The 22,316-nt window shown below is 71.2% G+C and carries 20 protein-coding genes; 11 read left to right on the top strand and 9 right to left on the bottom strand.

Annotated elements, in window-relative coordinates; genetic code table 11:
• Positions 1-39 precede the first annotated feature (39 nt).
• From sigM to trxA, 4 genes are all read left to right on the top strand, one after another.
• Entirely contained in the window at positions 40-825 is a 786-nt protein-coding gene (sigM, locus tag ABTY61_RS21090) for an RNA polymerase sigma factor SigM (RefSeq protein WP_350506542.1), read from the top strand.
• Complete coding sequence (locus ABTY61_RS21085) at positions 822-1,745, top strand: RsmA family anti-sigma factor (RefSeq protein WP_350506541.1); 924 nt, start codon at positions 822-824, stop codon at positions 1,743-1,745. The genes sigM and ABTY61_RS21085 overlap by 4 nt, the downstream gene beginning before the upstream one ends.
• A gap of 195 nt (positions 1,746-1,940) precedes the next feature.
• Positions 1,941-2,903 (top strand): thioredoxin-disulfide reductase, encoded by a 963-nt coding sequence (gene trxB, locus ABTY61_RS21080; protein WP_350506540.1) that lies wholly within the window; start codon positions 1,941-1,943, stop codon positions 2,901-2,903.
• A 158-nt stretch (positions 2,904-3,061) separates the two neighbouring features.
• The gene (gene trxA, locus ABTY61_RS21075) at positions 3,062-3,388 is read left to right on the top strand and encodes a thioredoxin (protein WP_350506539.1); all 327 of its coding nucleotides are present in this window, start codon (positions 3,062-3,064) and stop codon (positions 3,386-3,388) included.
• Positions 3,389-3,460: 72 nt separating this feature from the next.
• On the opposite strand, the gene ABTY61_RS21070 is transcribed toward trxA, so the two are convergent.
• The 9 genes from ABTY61_RS21070 to rpmH form a co-directional block, all read right to left on the bottom strand.
• On the bottom strand, positions 3,461-4,078 hold the full coding sequence (locus ABTY61_RS21070; RefSeq protein ID WP_350506538.1) for a GNAT family N-acetyltransferase: 618 nt from the start codon (positions 4,076-4,078) through the stop codon (positions 3,461-3,463).
• Between the two features lie 133 nt (positions 4,079-4,211).
• A complete protein-coding gene (locus ABTY61_RS21065; RefSeq protein ID WP_350506537.1) occupies positions 4,212-5,282 on the bottom strand; it encodes a ParB/RepB/Spo0J family partition protein in 1,071 nt (356 codons plus the stop codon).
• Positions 5,279-6,226: a ParA family protein gene (locus tag ABTY61_RS21060; protein ID WP_350506640.1), complete on the bottom strand. Its 948-nt coding sequence runs from the start codon at positions 6,224-6,226 to the stop codon at positions 5,279-5,281. The genes ABTY61_RS21065 and ABTY61_RS21060 overlap by 4 nt, the downstream gene beginning before the upstream one ends.
• A 265-nt stretch (positions 6,227-6,491) precedes the next feature.
• Positions 6,492-7,319, bottom strand: a complete 828-nt coding sequence (gene rsmG / locus ABTY61_RS21055) for a 16S rRNA (guanine(527)-N(7))-methyltransferase RsmG (protein ID WP_350506536.1) — start codon at positions 7,317-7,319, stop codon at positions 6,492-6,494.
• A 159-nt stretch (positions 7,320-7,478) separates the two neighbouring features.
• Entirely contained in the window at positions 7,479-8,009 is a 531-nt protein-coding gene (locus ABTY61_RS21050; protein ID WP_502895383.1) for a Jag family protein, read from the bottom strand.
• A 66-nt stretch (positions 8,010-8,075) separates the two neighbouring features.
• Positions 8,076-9,230, bottom strand: coding sequence for a membrane protein insertase YidC (gene yidC, locus ABTY61_RS21045; protein ID WP_350506535.1), 1,155 nt, complete (start codon positions 9,228-9,230; stop codon positions 8,076-8,078).
• A gap of 3 nt (positions 9,231-9,233) precedes the next feature.
• Positions 9,234-9,548, bottom strand: coding sequence for a membrane protein insertion efficiency factor YidD (gene yidD, locus ABTY61_RS21040; RefSeq protein WP_316522234.1), 315 nt, complete (start codon positions 9,546-9,548; stop codon positions 9,234-9,236).
• Positions 9,545-9,973 carry a ribonuclease P protein component gene (gene rnpA, locus ABTY61_RS21035; protein ID WP_350506534.1) on the bottom strand — a complete coding sequence of 143 codons (429 nt, stop codon included), beginning with the start codon at positions 9,971-9,973 and terminating at the stop codon, positions 9,545-9,547. Before rnpA ends, yidD begins: the two co-directional genes overlap by 4 nt.
• A gap of 18 nt (positions 9,974-9,991) precedes the next feature.
• Positions 9,992-10,129 carry a 50S ribosomal protein L34 gene (rpmH, locus tag ABTY61_RS21030; RefSeq protein WP_030059672.1) on the bottom strand — a complete coding sequence of 46 codons (138 nt, stop codon included), beginning with the start codon at positions 10,127-10,129 and terminating at the stop codon, positions 9,992-9,994.
• A gap of 355 nt (positions 10,130-10,484) precedes the next feature.
• Here rpmH and dnaA point away from each other — a divergent pair, with 355 nt between their 5' ends.
• The 7 genes from dnaA to gyrA all read left to right on the top strand — a co-directional run bounded on the left by dnaA (position 10,485) and on the right by gyrA (position 22,273).
• Positions 10,485-12,281 carry a chromosomal replication initiator protein DnaA gene (gene dnaA / locus ABTY61_RS21025; protein WP_350506533.1) on the top strand — a complete coding sequence of 599 codons (1,797 nt, stop codon included), beginning with the start codon at positions 10,485-10,487 and terminating at the stop codon, positions 12,279-12,281.
• A gap of 953 nt (positions 12,282-13,234) precedes the next feature.
• A complete protein-coding gene (gene dnaN, locus ABTY61_RS21020; protein WP_350506532.1) occupies positions 13,235-14,365 on the top strand; it encodes a DNA polymerase III subunit beta in 1,131 nt (376 codons plus the stop codon).
• 200 nt (positions 14,366-14,565) lie between these two features.
• Positions 14,566-15,441, top strand: a complete 876-nt coding sequence (gene gnd / locus ABTY61_RS21015; protein ID WP_350506531.1) for a phosphogluconate dehydrogenase (NAD(+)-dependent, decarboxylating) — start codon at positions 14,566-14,568, stop codon at positions 15,439-15,441.
• Between the two features lie 75 nt (positions 15,442-15,516).
• The gene (recF, locus tag ABTY61_RS21010) at positions 15,517-16,650 is read left to right on the top strand and encodes a DNA replication/repair protein RecF (RefSeq protein ID WP_350506530.1); all 1,134 of its coding nucleotides are present in this window, start codon (positions 15,517-15,519) and stop codon (positions 16,648-16,650) included.
• Positions 16,651-16,774: 124 nt separating this feature from the next.
• Entirely contained in the window at positions 16,775-17,314 is a 540-nt protein-coding gene (locus ABTY61_RS21005; protein WP_350506529.1) for a DciA family protein, read from the top strand.
• 259 nt (positions 17,315-17,573) lie between these two features.
• Positions 17,574-19,598, top strand: coding sequence for a DNA topoisomerase (ATP-hydrolyzing) subunit B (gyrB, locus tag ABTY61_RS21000; RefSeq protein WP_350506528.1), 2,025 nt, complete (start codon positions 17,574-17,576; stop codon positions 19,596-19,598).
• Between the two features lie 137 nt (positions 19,599-19,735).
• The gene (gyrA, locus tag ABTY61_RS20995) at positions 19,736-22,273 is read left to right on the top strand and encodes a DNA gyrase subunit A (protein ID WP_350506638.1); all 2,538 of its coding nucleotides are present in this window, start codon (positions 19,736-19,738) and stop codon (positions 22,271-22,273) included.
• The last annotated feature ends 43 nt before the right edge of the window (positions 22,274-22,316 follow it).

Genomic DNA, 22,316 nt, shown 5'->3' with positions numbered 1-22,316 from the left:
TCCACGCACCGGAACGACCCGTAGGGACAAGGGGTGACAGTGGCGGACGACGACGCGACGCTGCTCGCCCGGCACGTCGCCGGCGACCGGGAGGCCTTCGGCCTGCTGGTGAACCGCCACCGGGACCGCCTCTGGGCGGTCGCCCTGCGCACCCTGGGCGACCGCGAGGAGGCCGCGGACGCCCTCCAGGACGCCCTGGTCTCCGCCTTCCGGGCCGCCGCCGGCTTCCAGGGCCGCTCGGCCGTCACCACCTGGCTGCACCGGATCGTGGTCAACGCCTGCCTGGACCGCGCCCGGCGCAGCGCCACCCGGCGCACCACCCCGCTGGACGAGGACCCCCAGCGGCTGGACGGCCTGGTCGGCAGCGCCGAGCCGGCCGACTCCCCGGTGGTCCGCGCCGAGGTGCACCGGGAGCTGACCGCGGCGCTCGCCGAACTGCCCCCCGAGCAGCGGGCCGCGCTGGTCCTGGTCGACATGCAGGGCTACCCGGTCGCCGAAGCCGCCGAGCTGCTGGGCGTCCCGGTGGGCACGGTGAAGAGCCGCTGCGCCCGCGGCCGGGCCCGTCTGCTCCCGCTGGTCCGACACCTGCGCGAGAGCGATGACGGAGCCCGCGACGGAACGCACGACGGAACGCACGACGGGCGGAACGTTTCACGTGAAACACCGGCCCGCCGGGCGTCGGGGCGCGCGGCCCCCGGCCCGTCCGGCGGAGCCCCGCCCCCGCCGGGCGACACCCGGGGGAACCCGACGGGCCCCCGCACCGTCACAGGGACAGGCACGAGCACCGGCCGCACGATGCTGGAAGGAGACGCGAGCACGCGATGACCGCCCCCCTCTCCTCCCCCGGACCCGCCGACGCCCACCCCTCCGTCGAGGAGCTCGCCGACCTCTCCGAGGGCCTGGTCGAGCCCGCCGAGGCCGCCCGGACGCTGCTGCGGCACCTGGACGGCTGCGCCGAGTGCCGCGAGACCGCCGAGGCACTGGCCGAGGTGCGGACGCTGCTCGGCGCCGTCGAGCCCGAGCCGATGCCCGCCGACGTCGCGGCCCGACTGGACGCCACCCTCGCCGAGGCCGCCCGCTCGGAGGCCGCCCGCAGCGACGCCGCACGGCGCCCGCAGGAGGCCCCCGCCACCGCCCACCGGAGGGACACCCCGGCCCCGCCCGTACGGGCCGCCGCGGCCCCCTCCGCGCCCCCGGCCCGCCCGACCGCGGCCTCCGGCCCCGGGCGCCCCCGACCGCGCCGCCGCAGGTTCGCCCTGCTGCTCGGCGCGGCCGCCGCGCTGGCCGCCGTCGGCCTCGGCGGAGCACTGCTGCTGAACCGCGCCGACACCCCGGCCACCACCGCCTCCGCCGTCTCGACAGGCGCCCCCGGCGACCTGAGCGCCCGCACCCCGCACGTGGCGGGCCCCGGCACCGACTACCGCGAGGACCAGCTCGCCGCCCAGGTCCGGCAACTGCTGGACCGGTCCGCCGCCCAACCCGGGCTGCGCGCCACCGGGCCCGCCAAATCCGGCGCCGCGCCCGCCGACGGCGCCGGGCCGGAGCTCGCCGGCCCGGCCTCGCCGAGCGCCTGCCCGGCCCCCGACCCGGGCACCCCGCTGGCCACCGACCGGGGCAGCTACCAGGGCGCCCCGGTGGACGTCCTGGTCTACCCGGCCGTCGGCCGGCCCGGCTCCGTGGACGTCTACCTGCGCTCCCCCGACTGCGGCCCGGTCCTCCTGCACCGGACCGTCCCCGGACGCTGAGCGACCGCTCCCCGGCCGCCGGACGGCCGTTCCCATGCGATCGACGACCAGGGCGGCACGCCGCTTCCGGAGTCCGGGCGCCTGGTACTGATCCGCCTGGGAATGCGAGAGACTGGTCAGTCGTTGTCCCGGGCGGCGGAGCAGGACCGCCCTCCCCGCAGCTAACGCGGGTCGCGATGCGAACCAGGAGAAGCAGTGAGCGACGTCCGTAACGTGATCATCATCGGTTCCGGCCCGGCAGGCTACACGGCCGCGCTCTACACGGCCCGCGCCTCCCTCAAGCCGCTGGTCTTCGAGGGGGCCGTCACCGCCGGTGGCGCGCTCATGAACACCACCGAGGTCGAGAACTTCCCCGGCTTCCGGGACGGCATCATGGGCCCCGAGCTGATGGACAACATGCGGGCGCAGGCGGAGCGCTTCGGCGCCGAGCTGATCCCGGACGACATCGTCGCGGTCGACCTCAGCGGTGAGGTCAAGACCGTCACCGACTCCGAGGGCAACGTGCACAAGGCCCGTGCCGTGATCGTCACCACCGGCTCCCAGCACCGCAAGCTCGGCCTGCCGAACGAGGACAAGCTCTCCGGCCGCGGCGTCTCCTGGTGCGCGACCTGCGACGGCTTCTTCTTCCGCGACCAGGACATCGCGGTGGTCGGCGGCGGTGACACGGCCCTGGAGGAGGCGACCTTCCTCTCCCGCTTCGCCAAGAGCGTCACGATCATCCACCGCCGCGACTCGCTGCGCGCCTCCAAGGCGATGCAGGAGCGCGCCTTCGCCGACCCGAAGATCCGCTTCGAGTGGGACAGCGCCGTCGAGGCCATCCACGGCGACCCGAAGCTGACCGGGGTCACCCTGCGCGACACCACCACCGGCGAGACCCGCGAGCTGGCGGTCACCGGTCTGTTCATCGCGATCGGCCACGACCCGCGCACCGACCTCTTCAAGGGCCAGCTGGAGCTCGACGCCGAGGGCTACCTGAAGGTCGACGCCCCGTCGACCCGGACCAACGTCGAGGGCGTGTTCGGCGCCGGCGACGTCGTGGACCACACCTACCGCCAGGCCATCACCGCCTCCGGCACCGGCTGCTCCGCCGCGCTGGACGCCGAGCGCTACCTGGCCGCGCTGGACGACGTGGAGAACAAGACCGCCGTCGCGGTCTGACCCCTCTCCCCCGCCGGCCCCTCCACCGGCCCGCCCCGACCGAACCCCGCGGGGGTGTTCCACGTGAAACACCTCCGCCCCGGCCAGGCAGAAACAGAACGGGCCCGCCCGTTGTTCACCTGGCAGCAGCCCTCTCCGTCCGAACCCGAGGAGTCCCCGTGGCCGGCGCCACCACCACCGTCACCGACACGACGTTCAAGTCCGACGTCCTGGACAGCGACAAGCCCGTACTGGTCGACTTCTGGGCCACCTGGTGCGGCCCGTGCCGCCAGGTCGCCCCGGTCCTGGAGGACATCGCGGCCGAGCACGGCGACAAGCTGACCATCGCCAAGCTCGACGTGGACGCCAACCAGGTGACCGCCGCCGAGTACAACGTGATCTCGATCCCGACGCTGATCCTCTTCAAGGGCGGCCAGCCGGTGAAGCAGATCACCGGCGCCCGTCCGAAGGCCGCGCTGCTGCGCGAGCTGGACGGCCTGTTCTAGGTCCCCCGGTCACCGACCGAACGGCGGCGGGACTCCCCTTCTGGGGGAGCCCCGCCGCCGTCGTCTTCCGGCTCAGAACGGCCGTAGGGCCGGCTCCTTCCGCCCGCCGCCCAGCAGCCGCTCCAGCGCCCCCTCCACGTCGCCGCGCCAGGAGAGCGTGGTCCGCGCCTCCAGCCGCAGCCTCGGGTAACGCGGATGCGGCCGTACGGTCTTGAAGCCGACCGCGAGCAGGTGGTCGGCCGGCAGCACGCAGCTGATCGGCACCCGGCCCGCCGAGCCGAAGGCCTCGATCGCCCGCACCCCGCGCCCCACCAGGTCTTTGGCGACGGTCTGCACCAGCACCCGGCCCAGCCCCTGGCGCTGGTAGCCCGGCAGCACCCGGCTGACCATCAGCTGAACGGCGTCCGGCGAGACCGGGCTGGTCGGGAAGGACTGCGAGCGGGGTACGTACGCGGGCGGCGCGTAGAGCACGAAGCCGGCCGGCTGGTCGTCCACGTAGACGATCCGACCGCAGGACCCCCACTCCAGCAGCACCGCGGAGATCCAGCCCTCCTTCTCCAGCTCCGGCTTCCCCGACTCCACCGCCTCCTTGGCGCTCACCGGGTCCAGCTCCCAGAACACGCAGGAGCGGCAGCCGGTCGGCAGGTCCGCGAGGTTGTCCAGCGTCAGCGGAGCGATCCGGCGTCCCATGGCCCGCACCTCCTCCTCCCTTTCACGGTCGAGCATGCCCCCACGAACGCCGATGGGCGCATGTTTCACGTGAAACAGCGCTCACGTGGCACATGCACCCATCGGGTCGTTGCCCCCGGTCCGGGTGACCGGCTCAGCCCTGCGACAGCCGCAGACCGTCCTCGCCCGGAGCCATGCTGTCCAGGATCCGGTTCAGGTCCTCGACCGAACCGAACTCCAGCACCACCTTGCCCTTGCCCAGCTTCCCGCCGCGCTGCGACACCTCGACCTTGACCCGGGTGTCGAAGCGGTCCGACAGCCGGCTCGCCAGGTCGTTGAACGCCGGGGAGATGAGCTTGCCGGCCTTGGGCGCCTGGCGCTTCGCCTCCTGCGGCTCCTCCGAGCGCATCAGGACGACGAGCTCCTCGACGTTGCGCACCGTGAGGCCCTCCGCGATGATCCGCGCGGCCAGCTTCTCCTGGGTCTCGGGATCCGTCAGGGGCAGCAGCGCCCGTGCGTGCCCGGCCGTCAGCGTGCCGGCCGCCAGCCGGCGCTGGACGGACGCCGGAAGCTTCATCAGCCGCAGGGTGTTGGAGACGTGCGGCCGCGAGCGGCCGATCCGGTCGGCCAGCTCCTCGTGGGTGCAGGAGAAGTCCCGCATCAGCTGGTCGTAGGCGGCCGCCTCCTCCAGCGGGTTGAGCTCGGCCCGGTGGAGGTTCTCCAGGAGGGCGTCCAGCAGCAGCTTGTCGTCCTCGGTGGCCCGGACGATCGCCGGGATCCGCTCCAGCCCCGCCTCACGGGAGGCCCGCCAGCGGCGCTCGCCCATGATCAGCTCGTAGCGCTCGGCAGTGACCTGGCGCACCACGATCGGCTGGAGCAGGCCGACCTCCTTGATGGAGGCCACCAGCTCGGCCAGCTTGTCCTCGTCGAACACCTCCCGCGGCTGGCGCGGGTTGGGGGTGATCGCGTCCAGCGGCAGTTCGGCGAAGGAGGCCCCGGGGACCGGCGCCGGCTGCTCCGCCTGCCGTCCGACCGCCGCCCGGGCCGCCACCGTGGCGCGGCCGCCCGGCAGCACCGGTACCGAGGCGGGCGACGTCGTGCCGGTCGCCACCACCGAGGTCGGCGCGGACGTGGCGGCAGCGGGCTGAGCCGCCCCGCCGTCGGCCGGCGCTGCGGGGCCGATCAGCGCCCCGAGCCCTCGTCCCAGACCCCTGCGACCACTCACTGATGACCCTCCGTCGTACCGTGCTGTGCCATCGGGGCGCCGTGCCCCGTACCGCTGCCGTCCCGCTGCTGACCCACCAACGAGCCGCCCTGGCCCACCGCGCGCAGCGCAAGCTCGCGGGCGGCCTCCAGGTACGAGAGCGCCCCGGTCGAGCCCGGGTCGTAGGTCAGCACCGTCTGCCCGTAGCTGGGCGCCTCCGAGATGCGGACCGAGCGCGGGATCGCCGTGCTCAGCACCTCGGCCTGGAAGTGGGTCCGGACCTCCTCGGCGACCTGGGCGGCCAGCCTGGTCCGGGCGTCGTACATGGTGAGCAGGATGGTCGAGACGTGCAGCGTGGGGTTGAGGTGCGCGCGCACCAGCTCGACGTTGCGCAGCAGCTGGCCGAGGCCCTCCAGCGCGTAGTACTCGCACTGGATCGGGATCAGCACCTCCTGACCGGCCACCAGGGCGTTGACCGTCAGCAGGCCCAGCGAGGGCGGACAGTCGATCAGGATGTAGTCCAGCGGCTGCTCGTACGCGGCGATGGCGCGCTGCAGCCGGCTCTCCCGGGCGACCAGCGAGACCAGTTCGATCTCGGCGCCGGCCAGGTCGATCGTGGCGGGGACGCAGAAGAGCCCCTCGACGTCCACGACCGGCTGGACCACGTCGGCCAGGGGCTTGCCCTCGACCAGGACGTCATAGATGGACGGCACCTCGGCGTGGTGGTCGATGCCGAGGGCGGTCGAGGCGTTGCCCTGGGGATCGAGGTCGACCACCAGGACGCGCAGCCCGTGCATGGCCAGCGAGGCGGCCATGTTCACGGTGGTGGTGGTCTTGCCCACCCCGCCCTTCTGGTTGGCAACCACGATCACCCGGGTGGCGGCGGGCCGGGGCAGCCCCTCCCCCGCTCGGCCGATCGCCTGAACCGCAGCCTGGGCAGCCCGTGCGATGGGCGTGTCATCGATCTGGTCGATGGTCTCCGAGTCCTGCATGGGGCTCAGTGTTTCACGTGAAACCGGAGCGGCAACAGTCGCAGCCCGGCCGCGACCTAGGATTCCTGAGAGGAGGGAGCGACGTTTCACGTGAAACACCATGCCCGCTATGCCGGAAATCTGACGTTGCGACACTCCGGTGTTCCGATCTCGGCCCGTCGGTCACCTGAACGACGACGGGCGGACGGTTCCCCCCTGTCGAGGGGAGCCGTCCGCCCGTCGTTCCGTACCGAGGACCTCAGCGGGTGCCGCGGCGGCGCCCGCCGCGGGCGCGATCGCCGTTCTTGACGCCGGCATTGCGGCCGGCCCGGGCCGCCTTGGCCCGCTTGGTCGCGGCCTTCACCCCGCCGGGGCTCTCTCCCGCCTTGACCTGGACCACCCGGGTCGAGGTCTCCAGGGTGCCCTCGCCGACCGAGATCACACTCCACTCCACGGCGCCCAGCTTGGCCAGCCCGGCGCGCGAGTCGGCCAGCTCCTGCTCGGCACTGTCGCCCTTGAGCGCCAGCATCTGCCCGTGCGGACGCAGCAGCGGCATCCCCCAGCCGGCCAGTCGGTCCAGCGGCGCCACGGCCCGGGCGGTCACCACGTCCACCGCGAGCCTGCCGATCATCTCCTCGGCGCGGCCGCGGAGCACCGTGACGTTCTCCAGCCCCAGCTCCCGGACGACCTCCTCCAGGAAGGTGGTCCGGCGCAGCAGCGGCTCCAGCAGGGTCACCGAGACGTCCGGGCGGGCCAGCGCCACCGGGATGCCGGGCAGGCCGGCCCCGGAGCCGACATCGCACAGGGTGGAGCCGGTCGGCAGCAGCTCGGCCAGCACCGCGCAGTTGAGGACGTGGCGGTCCCACAGTCGGGGCACCTCGCGGGGTCCGATCAGCCCGCGCTTGACCCCCGCCGTGGCCAGCAGCTCGGTGTAGCGGACGGCGGCGTCGAAGCGGTCGCCGAAGACCTCTCTGGCGGCCGCCGGTGCCTCGGCCAGCACGTCCAGCTCGGGCACCTCGGCCCGTTCCTCCGCGTCAGGGTTCACGTCCGCCCCCGGACGGCCGGTGGCCGCGCTCTCCGTGTCCATCTCGACCTCTCCGATCTCCGGATCCACCGACCCGCTCAACGCACTGTTTCACGTGAAACATCCCAGGAGGAACAACGACCCCGTCCGCACGAGGCGGACGGGGTCGCGTTCGGCCATACTCACCGGTCGCCGCGGCGGCCGGTCATCGTCCCGACGGCCTCAGGCCGGCAGCACGACCACGCACCGCTGGGGCTCCTCGCCCTCCGACTCGCTGCGCAGACCGGCGGCCGCGACCGCGTCGTGAACGACCTTGCGCTCGAAGGGCGTCATCGGCCGCAGCTTGACCTGCTCGCCGCTGCTCTTCGCCTGCTCCGCGGCCTCGGTCCCGAGAACGGCCAGTTCCTCGCGCTTGCGGGCCCGGAAGCCGGCGATGTCCAGCATGAGACGGCTGCGCTCGCCGGTCTCCCGGTGGACGGCCAACCGGGTCAGCTCCTGCAGGGCCTCCAGCACCTCGCCGTCCTGGCCGACCAGGCGCTGCAGCGCGCGGTCGTTGCCGTCGCTGACGATGGACACCAGGGCGCGGTCGCCCTCGACGTCCATGTCGATGTCACCGTCGAGGTCCGCGATGTCGAGCAGACCCTCCAGGTAGTCCGCCGCGATGTCACCCTCCTGCTCCAGGCGGGTGACGATGCTCTCGTCGGTGCTGGCGACGTCCTCGGCCTCGACGGCGGAGGTGGTGCCTTCCGTCACTGATGGACTCCTTCGGAGATGGGGCCCGGCTGGCGGGCGGGGAACGAAGCTCTTCGCAGAAGTCGGTCAGGACTTCTTCTTCGGCCGCTGGCCGCCACGCTTGGGCTGCTGCCGGGTGCCCTGCTTGGTGCCGCCGGGCTTGGCCGCGGCCGGCTTGGCGGCCGTCGCCTTGGCACCGGAGTCCGCCGGGACGGCGTCCTCGGCGGGCTGCTCGACCCGGGTGTCCTCGCTCGGCTCGGTCGCCTGGGCGGCACCGCCGTGCTGGCGCTGGGCCTTGGTCTGGCGGCGGGGCTGCTGGCGGCTCGCCCGGACCGACTCCTCGACCACGGCGGCGGCGGAGGCCGCCTCGGCGATGGCCGCCTTGGACGGGGGCAGCATGCCCCAGAGCGCGCCCTTGATCTCCGAACCGTCCGGACGCAGTCGGCCGGCCTTCTTCAGCCGCGCCTGGCGCTCCTCGAAGGCCTTGCTGCCCGGGGTCGGGTTGTTGCGGATGACGACCAGCTGCTGGCCCATCGACCAGACGTTGGTGGTCAGCCAGTAGACCAGGACACCGACCGGGAAGTTGATGCCCATGACGGCGAACATCACCGGGAAGACGTACATCAGCATCTTCTGCTGCTGCATGAACGGCGTCTTGACCGTGAGGTCGACGTTCTTGGTCATCAGCTGGCGCTGGGTGACGAACTGCGACAGCGACATCATCACGATCATCACCGCAGTGACGATCTTGACGCTGGTCTCGGGGCTGCCGAGGAAGGTCGCGGACAGCGGGGCGCCGAAGATGTGCGCCTTGCCGGCGCTCACCAGCAGGGAGCCGTGGATCACGCCGATGTCCTGGCCCTTGGCGACCTTGGACAGCACGCCGTAGAGGGCGGTGAAGAACGGCGCCTGAACGATGATGGGAAGGCAGCTGGAGAACGGGTTGGTACCCGCATCCTTGTACAGCTTCATCATCTCTTCGGACTGGCGCTGCCGGTCGTTCTTGTAGCGCTCCTGGATGGCCTTCATCTTCGGCTGGATCGCCTGCATGGCCCGGGTCGCCTTGATCTGCTTCACGAAGAGCGGGATCAGGCAGATCCGGATGACGACCACCATCGAGGCGATGGCCAGACCCCAGGCCCAGCCACCGTCCGGGTCGAAGACGTTGCTGTACAGCGCGTGGAACTGGACGATGATCCAGGACACCGCTGTGTAGAGGGGACTCAGAAAACCGAAGGTCACCGGTCAGACTCCTTGGGCATCGGGCTTCGCCACCGGCTCCGGCTCGGCGGTCCCGCTCTTGGGGCTCAGCAGATCACGCAGCCGGCGGTGCCACACCGGGTGCTTGCGGGGCGGGACGTGGTCCACCCCGCCAGGTGACCAGGGGTTGCAACGGAGGATGCGCCACACGGTCAGTCCGCCGCCCTTGACCGCCCCGTGCACCTTCACGGCTTCGTAGCCGTAGTGCGAGCAGGAGGGGTAGTAGCGGCAGACCGGACCGAGCAGTGGGCTGATCGTCCACTGGTAGACCCTGATCAGACCCATCAGCAGGTACTTCATCGCCCTGCTCCCGTCGGCGCCGTGGCGGTGGGCTCGGCCCTCAGCAGCCGCTTGAGCGCCGCGTCCAGGTCGCGTTCCAGCTCCTGGTACGAGGCGGTCGCGGCCTGGGGCAGCGCGCGCACCACTATCAGGCTACCGGCGGGCAGCCTGGACAGACGATCACGAACGAGATGGCGCAACCGGCGCTTCACCAGGTTGCGGACGACCGCCGGGCCAACGGCCTTGCTCACGACGAAACCCGCACGCGCCGAAGGAGTCCCCTCGGCGACGTGCGGGCGGGAGTCGCTGGTCCGGTCGGTCTGCCCCTGCGGGTCGCCCTCTCTGCTGAGATGGACGACCAGAAGGGGCCGGCCGGCCCGGCGACCGCGTTTCACCGCGGTCGCGAAGTCCTGGCGCCGCCGCAGCCGATTCTCGGTGGGCAGCACAACAGACTCTGGTGCGGATCAGGCGGACAGGCTGGCGCGGCCCTTGCCACGGCGGGCAGCCAGGATGGCGCGGCCGGCGCGGGTACGCATCCGCAGCCGGAAGCCGTGGGTCTTGGCGCGACGACGGTTGTTCGGCTGGAAGGTGCGCTTGCTCACTCGGGGGCTCCTGAGGTGAATCGTAGGATGACGGGGTGTCGCTTGGCCGTCACCGTGCGTCCGCGTGATCTCCCTGGAATTCGGAAATCCGGCCCATCGCCCCAGTTCGGCTGGGGTCTGAGGCAATCCACGGCGCCCGTGCTGCGCGCCTTATGGAGCGGGTGGACCCGCGGACATGCGGCAGCGGCCATCGACAACTCGACCTGGTTACGGTACGCGGGACGGGGCACGAGGGTCAAACCAGCCGTTCAGAGGAGCCGTTTACCCACAGCCTGTGGACAACGACTTGATCCGTCCCTGTTCGCTGACTACCGTTGCAGGACTTGTCTGGTTTGTTCTTCGAAAGCGTGCACCAGTGGCTGATGGCAACAGCGACCTCGTCCCGGTCTGGGCGAGGGTCGTCGAGCGGCTGGTCAACGACCCCGATGTCGGGGAGATGGACAAGCAGTGGGTGCAGCGCACCCAGCCCATGTGGATGATGCACGACACCGCCCTGCTGGCGACCCCGAACGAGCGGGCCAAGCAGGTGCTGGAGGGTCGGCTGCTGCCGCAGCTGACCGACGCGCTCAGCCGCGAGCTCAGCCGACCCGTCCGGATCGCCGTGATGGTCGACGCCAACGCCGTCCCCACCGCCCCCGCGCCGGGCGCCCAGCCCCCCGCCGAGCCCTACCCGGGCCCGGTCGAGGAGGACTCCGGCTACGGCGACCAGGGCTACCAGCAGCCGTACGAGCAGGACTACGAGCGTCCCCGCTACGACACCGGCGGCTACGAGCAGCGCCCCGCCCCCTACGGCGGCCAGCCGGCCCAGCCCTGGCCCGGCTACCAGGAGCAGCAGGCGCCGTACCACGAGCCCGAGGAGCCCTCGCCCCGCCAGGCGCCGCGGCACCTGCCCAGCCCGCCCTCGACGACCCAGGGCGACCTCTTCGGCGGCGCCTACGGCCCCGGCCCCGGCGAGCAGCCCCGCACCGGTGCCGGCCGCCGCGGGCACGGAGCCCGGCCCTCCGGCGGCCGCCCGGCCGAGAAGTCGGCCGCGGAGCCGCCGACCGAGCGCCCCGCCGTCCCCGGGGTACCCGCCCCGCCCGGCGCTCCCCCGGCCGGCGGCTCCCGCAAGGACGAGCCGGCCGCCCGGCTGAACCCCAAGTACCTGTTCGACACCTTCGTCATCGGCGCCAGCAACCGCTTCGCCCACGCGGCGGCGGTGGCCGTCGCCGAGGCCCCGGCCAAGGCGTACAACCCGCTCTTCATCTACGGCGAGTCCGGGCTGGGCAAGACCCACCTGCTGCACGCCATCGGGCACTACTCGCGCAGCCTCTTCCCGGGCACCCGGGTGCGCTACGTGTCCTCGGAGGAGTTCACCAACGAGTTCATCAACTCGATCCGGGACGGCAAGGCGGACACCTTCCGCCGCCGCTACCGGGACATGGACATCCTGCTGGTGGACGACATCCAGTTCCTGGCGAGCAAGGAGTCCACCCAGGAGGAGTTCTTCCACACCTTCAACACCCTCCACAACGCGAACAAGCAGATCGTGCTGTCCTCGGACCGGCCGCCCAAGCTGCTGACTACGCTGGAGGACCGGCTGCGCAACCGCTTCGAGTGGGGTCTGATCACCGACGTCACCCCGCCGGAGCTGGAGACCCGGATCGCGATCCTGCGCAAGAAGGCGATCCAGGAACAACTCAACGCTCCCGCCGACGTGTTGGAGTTCATCGCGTCCCGGATCACCCGCAACATCCGGGAGTTGGAGGGCGCCCTGATCCGGGTGACCGCCTTCGCCAACCTCAACCGGGCCCCGGTGGACCTGGAGTTGGCCGGGATCGTCCTCAAGGACCTGATCCCCGGCGGGGACGAGGACGCCGGCCCGGAGATCACCGCGCAGGTCATCATGCAGCAGACCGCCGCCTACTTCGGCCTCGGCGTGGACGACCTCTGCGGTTCCTCGCGCAGCCGGGTGCTGGTGACGGCCCGGCAGATCGCCATGTACCTGTGCCGGGAGCTCACCGACCTCTCGCTGCCGAAGATCGGCGCCCAGTTCGGCGGCCGCGACCACACCACGGTGATGCACGCGGACCGGAAGATCCGCTCGCTGATGGCCGAGCGGCGCTCCATCTACAACCAGGTCACCGAACTGACCAACCGCATCAAGAGCTAGCCGCCCGCCGCGAGTTGGGGCGGGCGACCACAGGGCCCCGGAAGGGCGTCAGGAGCGATCCTGACGCCCTTCCGCCGTTTCCACAGGTGTGCGCCGGCCCGCGGCTGGGCATGGATCCGGGCGACGGACGTTCCACCAGTCCACAGCCCGCGCCGAACAACTGACCGGTGATTCGAAAACCGCTGGCGCGCAGGGCCGTTGTCCACAGGACGGGCCCCTTCTGCACAGTCCACAGGCTGGGGAGTCCGGAGTTATCCAGAATTCGTCCACAGGCCCGTCACCGCTACGCTCTTCCGCGCAGGTCAGGTGCCTGTGGACTTGTGCACAACGGTTATCCACAGGGTGTGGACAATTGACGGGCCGCCAGTGGGCCGTCCGGGTTATCCACCGGTTGTCCCCAGGACCTGGGCGGTTATCCCCAGGTTGTCCACAGCGGGGTCCACAGTTCGACAACCTTGGGTCGCCGTTCATACCCTGGTGTGAAAGGCGTCACGAAAAGTTGACCGGCGCCCGTGGATAACCGGGCCCGGATCTGGGGACAGCCCTGGGGATAACCTGTGGATACCCTGCGTGCCCTGTGGGTAACGCTCGGCTGTCCACAGCGGGCCCTGTCCGTCCACAGCCGCCGTCCACACCCACTGTGGACAAAATTCGGGCGCTGACCTGCGGAAACAGGGTTATCCACGGTTTCCACAGGCCCTACTACTACCGCTACACAGATAGACCGTGAACCTGCTTTGAAAGTGGGGGGTCCCGAAATCTGTGGACAACCGCGCCCCGACATCTGTTCGGGTTTGCTTCCGCCCGTCTGCCCCGTCTGTCGGCGGAGTACGTCAGACTGTCCTCTGCGACTGGAAGCGGAGTGGTAGAGCTCGGCGGACAGGCGGACCGACGATCAAGATCAGACAAACCAGAGTGCGAGCGGGAGCGCTCGATCCAGGAGGCGGTTACCGGTGAAGTTCCGGGTGGAGCGTGACGTCCTCGCGGAGGCGGTGGCCTGGGCTGCCCGCAGCCTCCCGGCACGGCCGCCGGTGCCGGTGCTGGCCGGCCTGCTGCTGACCGCGCAGGAGGGCAGCCTGGCGCTGTCCGGCTTCGACTACGAGGTCTCGGCCCGGGTCGAGCTCGAGGCGGACGTCGAGGAGGCCGGCACCGTCCTGGTCTCCGGTCGCCTGCTCAACGACATCTCGCGCAACCTTCCCAACAGGCCTGTGGAGATCTCCACCGACGGCCAGCGGGTCAGCGTGGTCTGCGGCAGCTCCCGCTTCACCCTCCCCACCCTGCCCGTGGACGAGTACCCGGCGCTGCCCCAGATGCCGACCGCCACCGGCACCGTCTCCGGTGACGTCTTCGCCTCCGCGGTCAGCCAGGCCGCCGTCGCGGCCGGCCGGGACGACACCCTGCCGGTGCTCACCGGTGTCCGGGTCGAGATCGAGGGCGACCGGATCACCCTGGCCGCCACCGACCGCTACCGCTTCGCCGTCCGCGACCTGCTGTGGAAGCCCGAGCAGTCGGACATCTCCGCGGTCGCCCTGGTGCCCGCCAAGACCCTCCAGGACATCGCCAAGTCCCTGGGCAGCGGCGACACCGTCTCCATCGCGCTCTCCTCGGGCGGCGCGGGCGAGGGCCTGATCGGCTTCGAGGGCGCCGGCCGCCGCACCACCACCCGGCTGCTGGAGGGCGAGTTCCCCAAGTTCCGCAGCCTCTTCCCGACCGAGTTCAGCGCGGTCGCCGCGATCCAGACCCAACCCTTCCTGGAGGCGCTCAAGCGCGTCTCGCTGGTCGCCGAGCGCAACACCCCGGTCCGGCTGAACTTCGAGCAGGGCGTGCTGACCCTGGAGGCCGGCTCGGGCGACGACGCCCAGGCCACCGAGCGGATCGAGGCCGACCTCGAGGGCGACGACATCTCGATCGCCTTCAACCCGGGCTACCTGGAGGAGGGCCTCAAGGCCATCGACTCCCCCTTCGCCCAGCTGAGCTTCACCACCCCGACCAAGCCCGCCCTGCTCAGCGGCAAGGTCGCGGTGGACGCCGAGGAGGACAAGGCGTACCAGTACCTGATCATGCCGGTCCGCCTCTCCGGCTGACCGCCCGTCCGACCCGATCGCCGTTCTGATCGGTCGCCCGATCGGTTACCCACAGGCTGTGCACACCCGCTGTGCACAGCCTGTGGACGTCTCCCCCGGTCGGCCCGGCCCCGCCGAGTCCGGAACCGACGGAAGCGTAGGCTCGGGGAGTGCGGCAACGGCGCCGCCGCCAGGCACGTCCCCACAGTAAGGATTTGGTCATGGAGCTCGGCCTCATCGGTCTCGGCAAGATGGGCGGCAACATGCGCGAGCGGATCCGCCGCGCCGGCCTCACCGTCATCGGATACGACCGCAACCCGGAGATCTCCGACGTCGAGAGCCTGCAGGAGCTGGTCTCCAAGCTGCAGGGCCCGCGCGTGGTCTGGGTGATGGTTCCGGCCGGTGCCGCGACCCAGGCGACCGTCGACGAGCTCGCCGAGCTGCTCTCCCCCGGCGACGTCGTGGTGGACGGCGGCAACTCCCGCTGGACCGACGACGTCAAGCACGCCGAGGCGCTGGCCGCCAAGGGCATCGGCTTCGTCGACTGCGGTGTCTCCGGCGGCGTCTGGGGCCTGGAGAACGGCTACGCGCTGATGTACGGCGGCGACGCCGAGCACGTCGCCCGCGTCCAGCCGGTCTTCGACGCGCTCAAGCCCGAGGGCGACTTCGGCTCGGTGCACGCGGGCGCGGTCGGCGCCGGCCACTTCGCCAAGATGGTCCACAACGGCATCGAGTACGCGATGATGCAGGCCTTCGCCGAGGGCTGGGAGCTGCTGGAGGCCGCCCCCGAGGTCACCGACGTGCGCGAGGTCTTCCGCAGCTGGCAGGAGGGCACCGTCATCCGCTCCTGGCTGCTGGACCTCGCCGTCCGCGCCCTGGACGAGGACGAGCACCTGGCCAAGCTGCGCGGCTGGGCCGCCGACTCCGGCGAGGGCCGCTGGACCGTCGAGGCCGCGATCGACCACGCCGTGCCGCTGCCGGCGATCACCGCCTCGCTGTTCGCCCGGTTCGCCTCCCGCCAGGACGACTCGCCGCAGATGAAGATGATCGCCGCGCTGCGCAACCAGTTCGGCGGCCACGCGGTCGAGTCCAAGTAACCGAGAACCGGCCGGGGCCCCGGGGGCCGTTCCCCGGGTAGCCCCAGACACAGAAGGCGGGCGCAGTCCACAGCCATGCACGTCGCGCACCTGTCGCTCGCCGACTTCCGGTCGTACGCCCGGGCCGAGGTTCCCCTCGACCCGGGCGTGACGGCCTTCGTCGGGCCCAACGGCCAGGGCAAGACCAACCTGGTCGAGGCGATCGGCTACGTCGCCACCCTGGGCAGCCACCGGGTGGCCACCGACGCCCCGCTGATCCGGCTGGGCGCCGAGCGGGCGGTCATCCGCACCTCGGTGGTGGACCGCGGCCGCTCCACCCTGGTCGAGCTGGAGCTCACGGCCGGCAAGGCCAACCGGGCCCGGATCAACCGCTCGGACAACGTCCGCCCGCGCGACGTGCTGGGCCTGCTGCGCACCGTGCTGTTCGCCCCCGAGGACCTCAGCCTGGTCAAGGGCGACCCGGGTGAGCGCCGGCGCTTCCTGGACGAGCTGCTGACCGCCCGGGCCCCCCGGCTGGCCGGGGTCCGGCAGGACTACGAGCGGGTGCTCAAGCAGCGCAACGCCCTGCTGAAGACCGCCGCAATGGCCCGCCGGGCCGGCGGCGGCAAGGGCGCCGACCTGTCCACCCTGGAGGTCTGGGACGGCCATCTGGCCCGTGCCGGGGCCGAGTTGACGGCCTTCCGGATCCAGCTGGTGGCCGCCCTGCAGCCGCTGGTGGCGGGGGCGTACGGCCGGGTGGCCCCGGGCGGCGGGGAGACCGTGCTGGAGTACCGCAGCTCCTTCGAGGGCGAGCTGCCGAGCAGCCGGGAGCAGGCCGAGGAGCAGCTGCTGGCGGCGCTGCAGGCGGTCCGCAAGCAGGAGGTCGAGCGGGGGATCACCCTGGTCGGCCCGCACCGCGACGAGCTGGTGCTCAAGCTGGGCCCGCTGCCCGCCAAGGGCTACGCCAGCCACGGTGAGTCCTGGTCGTTCGCGCTGGCGCTGCGGCTGGCCTCGTACGAGCTGCTGCGCGCCGACGGCGGCGAGCCGGTGCTGATCCTGGACGACGTCTTCGCCGAGCTGGACGCCGCCCGCCGGGACCGGCTGGCCGAACTGGTGGCCGACGGGGAGCAGGTGCTGGTGACCGCCGCGGTGGCCGAGGACGTGCCGAAGGCGCTGGTCGGCGCCCGGTTCGCGGTCTCCGACGGCGCCGTGCGCAGGGTCGACGCCTGATCCCCCGTCCACCCCGTTCCCGCCCCCACCCGCACCGCGGCAGGTGCCGACGTCGGGCGTGCGCGCGCTCCCGTAGGCTGGACGGCTCATCGGGTTGTCCACAGGCTGGGGAAAGGAGATCGCCGTGAGCGATTCGGCGGAGACCTCCCCCGGCCCCGGCGCCGCCGCGCCCACCGGTGCCGACCTCGCCCGGTCCGCCCTGCGGGCGGCCCGCGCCCAGGCCCGTCAGCGCGGTGAGCAGGTCCAGCAGAAGCGCGAGGCGAAGCGGCACGGGCTGCGCAGCGGCGCCCGCTCGGACGGCCGCGACCCGGTCCCGCTGGGCGCGGCGTTGAACCGGCTGCTGACCGAGCGCGGCTGGGAGTCCTCGGCCGCGGTCGGCGGGGTGATGGGCCGTTGGCCGCAGATCGTCGGCCCGGACATCGCCGCGCACTGCCACCCCTCCTCCTACGACGAGGCCGAAGCGGTGCTCACCGTGCAGTGCGACTCCACCGCATGGGCCACCCAACTCCGTTGGTTGGCACGGCAGTTGGTGGCCCGTCTGAACCACGAGCTGGGCCACGGCACGGTCCGGACCATCAAGGTGCTCGGTCCGGCCGCACCGGCCCGCGGCTACGGCCGGCTGCGCGCGCCCGGGAGCAAGGGGCCGGGCGACACCTGGGGCTGAGCCCGGCCGGCGGTGGTCCGCTCCGATCGGGATCGGACCACGATCTTCCGGAACCCCTGACGGCCCTTCCAGGCGCCCCGGGCCCCCGGGGCGAGTATCGGGACACGTCCCGAGGGGATTCAGGGCGGCATATCTGCCTTCAAGGGCTGCCAAACGCCCATCTCTGTCAGTCGTACCGGTAGACTGAGAGCCAAACACTGTTGCTAGTGGCAACCGAGTCGAAACGCCGTGGTCGCACGCCCGCCCGCACGGGGCTGGAATGCGGCCCGCGCTGTGCCAGAGAGGGCGCTTCGTGGCCGATTCCGGCAACCCCAGCCAGACCCCAGACCAGACCGACCAGTCTTCCTACACCGGTAGCAACATCCAGGTGCTGGAAGGCCTCGACGCCGTCCGCAAGCGCCCCGGCATGTACATCGGCTCCACCGGTGAGCGCGGCCTGCACCACCTGGTGCAGGAGGTCGTGGACAACTCCGTCGACGAGGCGATGGCCGGGTACGCCGACACCATCGACGTCACGATCATGGCCGACGGCGCCATCCGCTGCGTCGACAACGGCCGCGGCATCCCGGTGGACATCGTCCCCGGCCAGGACAAGCCCGCCGTCGAGGTCGTGCTCACCGTCCTGCACGCGGGCGGCAAGTTCGGCGGCGGCGGCTACGCCGTCTCCGGCGGTCTGCACGGCGTCGGCGTCTCGGTGGTGAACGCGCTGTCCACCCGGCTCTCGGTGGAGATCCACAAGGACGGCCACATCTGGACCCAGGACTACAAGATGGGCGCGCCGACCGCCGCCCTGGTCAAGGGCGCCGAGACCGACCGCACCGGCACCACGGTGACCTTCTGGGCCGACCCCGACATCTTCGAGACCACCGTCTACTCCTTCGAGACGCTCTCCCGGCGCTTCCAGGAGATGGCGTTCCTCAACAAGGGCCTGTCGATCTCGCTGACCGACGAGCGCCCCGAGCACGTGGACGAGGACGGCAAGCCGCTCTCCGTCACGTACAAGTACGACGGCGGCATCGCCGACTTCGTCGCCCACCTCAACTCCCGCAAGGGCGAGGTCGTCCACCCCTCGGTGATCGACTTCGAGGCGGAGGACAAGGACAAGGCGATCTCGGTGGAGATCGCGATGCAGTGGAACTCCTCCTACACCGAGGGGGTCTACAGCTTCGCCAACACCATCCACACCCACGGCGGCGGCACCCACGAGGAGGGCTTCCGCTCGGCGCTGACCGGTCTGGTCAACCGCTACGCGCGGGACAAGAAGCTGCTCCGCGAGAAGGACGACAACCTCTCCGGCGAGGACATCCGCGAGGGCCTGACCGCGATCATCTCGGTCAAGCTCGGCGAGCCGCAGTTCGAGGGCCAGACCAAGGACAAGCTCGGCAACACCGAGGCGAAGACCTTCGTCCAGAAGGTCGTCCACGAGCAGCTGAACGACTGGCTGGACCGCAACCCCACCGAGGCTTCGGACATCATCCGCAAGTCCATCCAGGCCGCCACCGCGCGCGTCGCCGCCCGCAAGGCCCGCGACCTCACCCGCCGCAAGGGCCTGCTGGAGTCCGCCTCGCTGCCGGGCAAGCTCTCGGACTGCCAGTCCAAGGACCCCTCCGAGTGCGAGATCTTCATCGTCGAGGGTGACTCCGCCGGCGGCTCGGCCAAGCAGGGCCGCGACCCGCGCACCCAGGCCATCCTGCCGATCCGCGGCAAGATCCTGAACGTCGAGAAGGCCCGGATCGACAAGGTGCTGCAGAACACCGAGGTCCAGGCGCTGATCTCGGCCTTCGGCTGCGGCATCCAGGAGGACTACGACGAGTCCAAGCTCCGCTATCACAAGATCGTCCTGATGGCGGACGCCGACGTCGACGGGCAGCACATCCGCACCCTGCTGCTGACCCTGCTGTTCCGCTTCATGCGGCCGCTGGTCGAGTCCGGGTACGTCTACCTCGCCATGCCGCCGCTGTACAAGATCAAGTGGGGCAAGGACGACTTCGAGTACGCCTACTCCGACCGCGAGCGCGACGCGCTGATCGCGGCCGGCGCCGAGGCCGGCCGCCGGCTGCCCAAGGACGACGCGATCCAGCGCTTCAAGGGTCTCGGCGAGATGAACGCCGAGGAGCTCCGGGTCACCACCATGGACGCCGAGCACCGGCTGCTGCTCCAGGTCACCCTGGAGGACGCCGCCCGCGCCGACGAGCTGTTCTCCGTGCTGATGGGCGAGGACGTCGAGGCCCGCCGGTCCTTCATCCAGCGCAACGCCAAGGACGTCCGCTTCCTGGACGTGTGACGCCTGCGAACCAGGCCCCGCACGTACCAGTCCGCGTGAAAGGAAACTGACCACCAGTGGTCGACGACAACCGTCCCGAAGGCGACCAGCCCGAGACTCCCGAGACCCCCGCAGCCGAGGCCACCACCCAGGTGACCATGCGGATCGAGCCGGTCGAGCTCGAGACCGAGATGCAGCGCTCGTACCTCGACTACGCGATGAGCGTGATCGTCAGCCGGGCGCTCCCCGAGGTCCGTGACGGCCTCAAGCCGGTGCACCGCCGCGTGCTCTACGCGATGTACGACGGCGGGTACCGGCCCGAGAAGGGCTACTACAAGTGCGCCCGCGTCGTCGGCGACGTGATGGGCAACTACCACCCGCACGGTGACACCTCGATCTACGACACCGTGGTCCGCCTGGCCCAGCCGTGGTCGATGCGGATGCCGCTGGTGGACGGCAACGGCAACTTCGGCTCCCCGGGCAACGACCCGGCCGCGGCCATGCGCTACACCGAGTGCAAGATGATGCCGCTGGCCATGGAGATGATGCGCGACATCGACGAGGAGACCGTCGACTTCGCGCCCAACTACGACGGCCGCTCGCAGGAGCCGACCGTCCTGCCCGCGCGCATCCCCAACCTGCTGGTCAACGGCGCCACCGGCATCGCGGTCGGCATGGCCACCAACATCCCGCCGCACAACCTGCGCGAGGTCGCCTCCGGCGCGCTCTGGTACCTGGAGAACCCCGAGGCCTCCGCCGAGGAGCTGCTGGAGGCCCTGATCGAGCGGATCAAGGGCCCCGACTTCCCCACCGGCGCGCTGATCGTCGGCCGCCGCGGGATCGACGACTACTACCGCACCGGCCGCGGTTCGGTCACCATGCGCGCCGTGGTCGAGGTCGAGGAGATCCAGGGCCGGCAGTGCCTGGTGATCACCGAGCTGCCGTACCAGGTCAACCCGGACAACCTCGCGCTCAAGATCGCCGACCTGGTCAAGGACGGCAAGATCGCCGGCATCGCCGACGTCCGCGACGAGTCCTCGTCCCGCACCGGCCAGCGCCTGGTGGTCGTGCTCAAGCGCGACGCGGTCGCCAAGGTCGTGCTCAACAACCTGTACAAGCACACCGAGCTGCAGACCAACTTCGGCGCCAACATGCTGGCCCTGGTCGACGGCGTGCCGCGCACGCTGTCGCTCGACGCCTTCATCCGGCACTGGGTCAACCACCAGGTCGAGGTCATCGTCCGGCGCACCACCTTCCGGCTGCGCAAGGCCGAGGAGCGCGCCCACATCCTGCGCGCGCTGCTCAAGGCCCTGGACCTGATCGACGAGGTCATCGCGCTGATCCGGGCCTCGGCCAGCGCCGACGCCGCCCGCACCGGCCTGATGGGCCTGCTGGACATCGACGAGCTCCAGGCGAACGCGATCCTGGAGATGCAGCTGCGCCGGCTGGCCGCCCTGGAGCGCCAGCGGATCATGGACGAGCACGACGAGCTGCAGCGCAAGATCGACGAGTACAACGCGATCCTGGCCTCGCCGATCCGCCAGCGGGAGATCATCTCCGAGGAGCTCGCCGCGATCGTCGACAAGTACGGCGACGAGCGCCGCTCGACCCTGATCCCCTCGGACGGCGACCTCTCCATCGAGGACCTCATCGCCGAGGAGGACATCGTCGTCACGATCACCCGTGGCGGCTACGTCAAGCGGACCCGCTCCGACCTCTACCGCTCGCAGAAGCGCGGCGGCAAGGGCGTGCGCGGTGCCCAGCTCAAGCAGGACGACATCGTCGACCACTTCTTCGTGACGACGACCCACAACTGGATCCTGTTCTTCACCAACAAGGGCCGGGTCTACCGCGCCAAGGGCTACGAGCTGCCGGACGCCGGCCGCGACGCCCGCGGCCAGCACGTGGCCAACCTGCTGGCCTTCCAGCCGGAGGAGCACATCGCCCAGGTGATGGCCGTCCGCACCTACGAGGACAAGCCGTACCTGGTCCTGGCCACCCGGGCCGGCCTGGTGAAGAAGTCCCCGCTCAAGGACTACGACTCCCCCCGCTCCGGCGGCCTGATCGCGATCAACCTGCGCCAGGACGAGGAGGGCCGGGACGACGAGCTGATCGGCGCCGAGCTGGTCTCCTCCGAGGACGACCTGCTGCTGGTCTCCAAGAAGGCCCAGTCGATCCGCTTCACCGCGACCGACGACGCGCTGCGGCCCACCGGGCGCGCCACCTCCGGCGTCAAGGGCATGGCCTTCCGCGAGGACGACGAGCTGCTCTCGATGAACGTCGTCCGTCCGGGCACGTACGTCTTCACCGCCACGGACGGCGGGTACGCCAAGCGGACCGGTGTCGACGAGTACCGTGTCCAGGGACGCGGCGGCTACGGCACCAAGGCGGCGAAGATCGTCGAGGGCCGGGGCTCGTTGGTCGGCGCGCTGGTGGTCGACGACACCGACGAGATCATGGCGATCACCCTCTCCGGTGGGGTGATCCGCACCAGGGTTTCCGAGGTTCGTGAAACCGGACGTGACACCATGGGCGTCCAACTGATCAACCTCGGAAAGCGCGACGCGGTGGTGGGCATGGCCCGCAACGCGGAGGCCGAGGACGAGGAGACGGTGGAGGACGAGGTCGCTGGCACCGAGTCCACCGAGACGGCCGAAGGTGCGGGGACGGCGGTCGGCGGAGACGCCGAGGTCTGAACCGAACCGCAGACCGGTGCCGCCGCGTCCACAGAGTGGGCGC

This window comes from Kitasatospora sp. NPDC096128, assembly GCF_040303105.1.
Taxonomy (GTDB): domain Bacteria; phylum Actinomycetota; class Actinomycetes; order Streptomycetales; family Streptomycetaceae; genus Kitasatospora.
Note: the sequence above shows the minus strand (reverse complement) of the source record. Positions and strands in the feature narration are given on the sequence as shown.

Coding starts and splice junctions, on each gene's coding strand:
- ABTY61_RS21085 (WP_350506541.1), top strand. CDS start 822: ATGACCGCCCCCCTCTCCTCCCCCGGACCCGCCGACGCCCACCCCTCC.
- ABTY61_RS21070 (WP_350506538.1), bottom strand. CDS start 4,078: ATGGGACGCCGGATCGCTCCGCTGACGCTGGACAACCTCGCGGACCTG.
- rsmG (WP_350506536.1), bottom strand. CDS start 7,319: ATGGACACGGAGAGCGCGGCCACCGGCCGTCCGGGGGCGGACGTGAAC.
- yidD (WP_316522234.1), bottom strand. CDS start 9,548: ATGAAGTACCTGCTGATGGGTCTGATCAGGGTCTACCAGTGGACGATC.
- gnd (WP_350506531.1), top strand. CDS start 14,566: ATGGAGCTCGGCCTCATCGGTCTCGGCAAGATGGGCGGCAACATGCGC.
- recF (WP_350506530.1), top strand. CDS start 15,517: ATGCACGTCGCGCACCTGTCGCTCGCCGACTTCCGGTCGTACGCCCGG.
- gyrB (WP_350506528.1), top strand. CDS start 17,574: ATGCGGCCCGCGCTGTGCCAGAGAGGGCGCTTCGTGGCCGATTCCGGC.
- gyrA (WP_350506638.1), top strand. CDS start 19,736: ATGCGGATCGAGCCGGTCGAGCTCGAGACCGAGATGCAGCGCTCGTAC.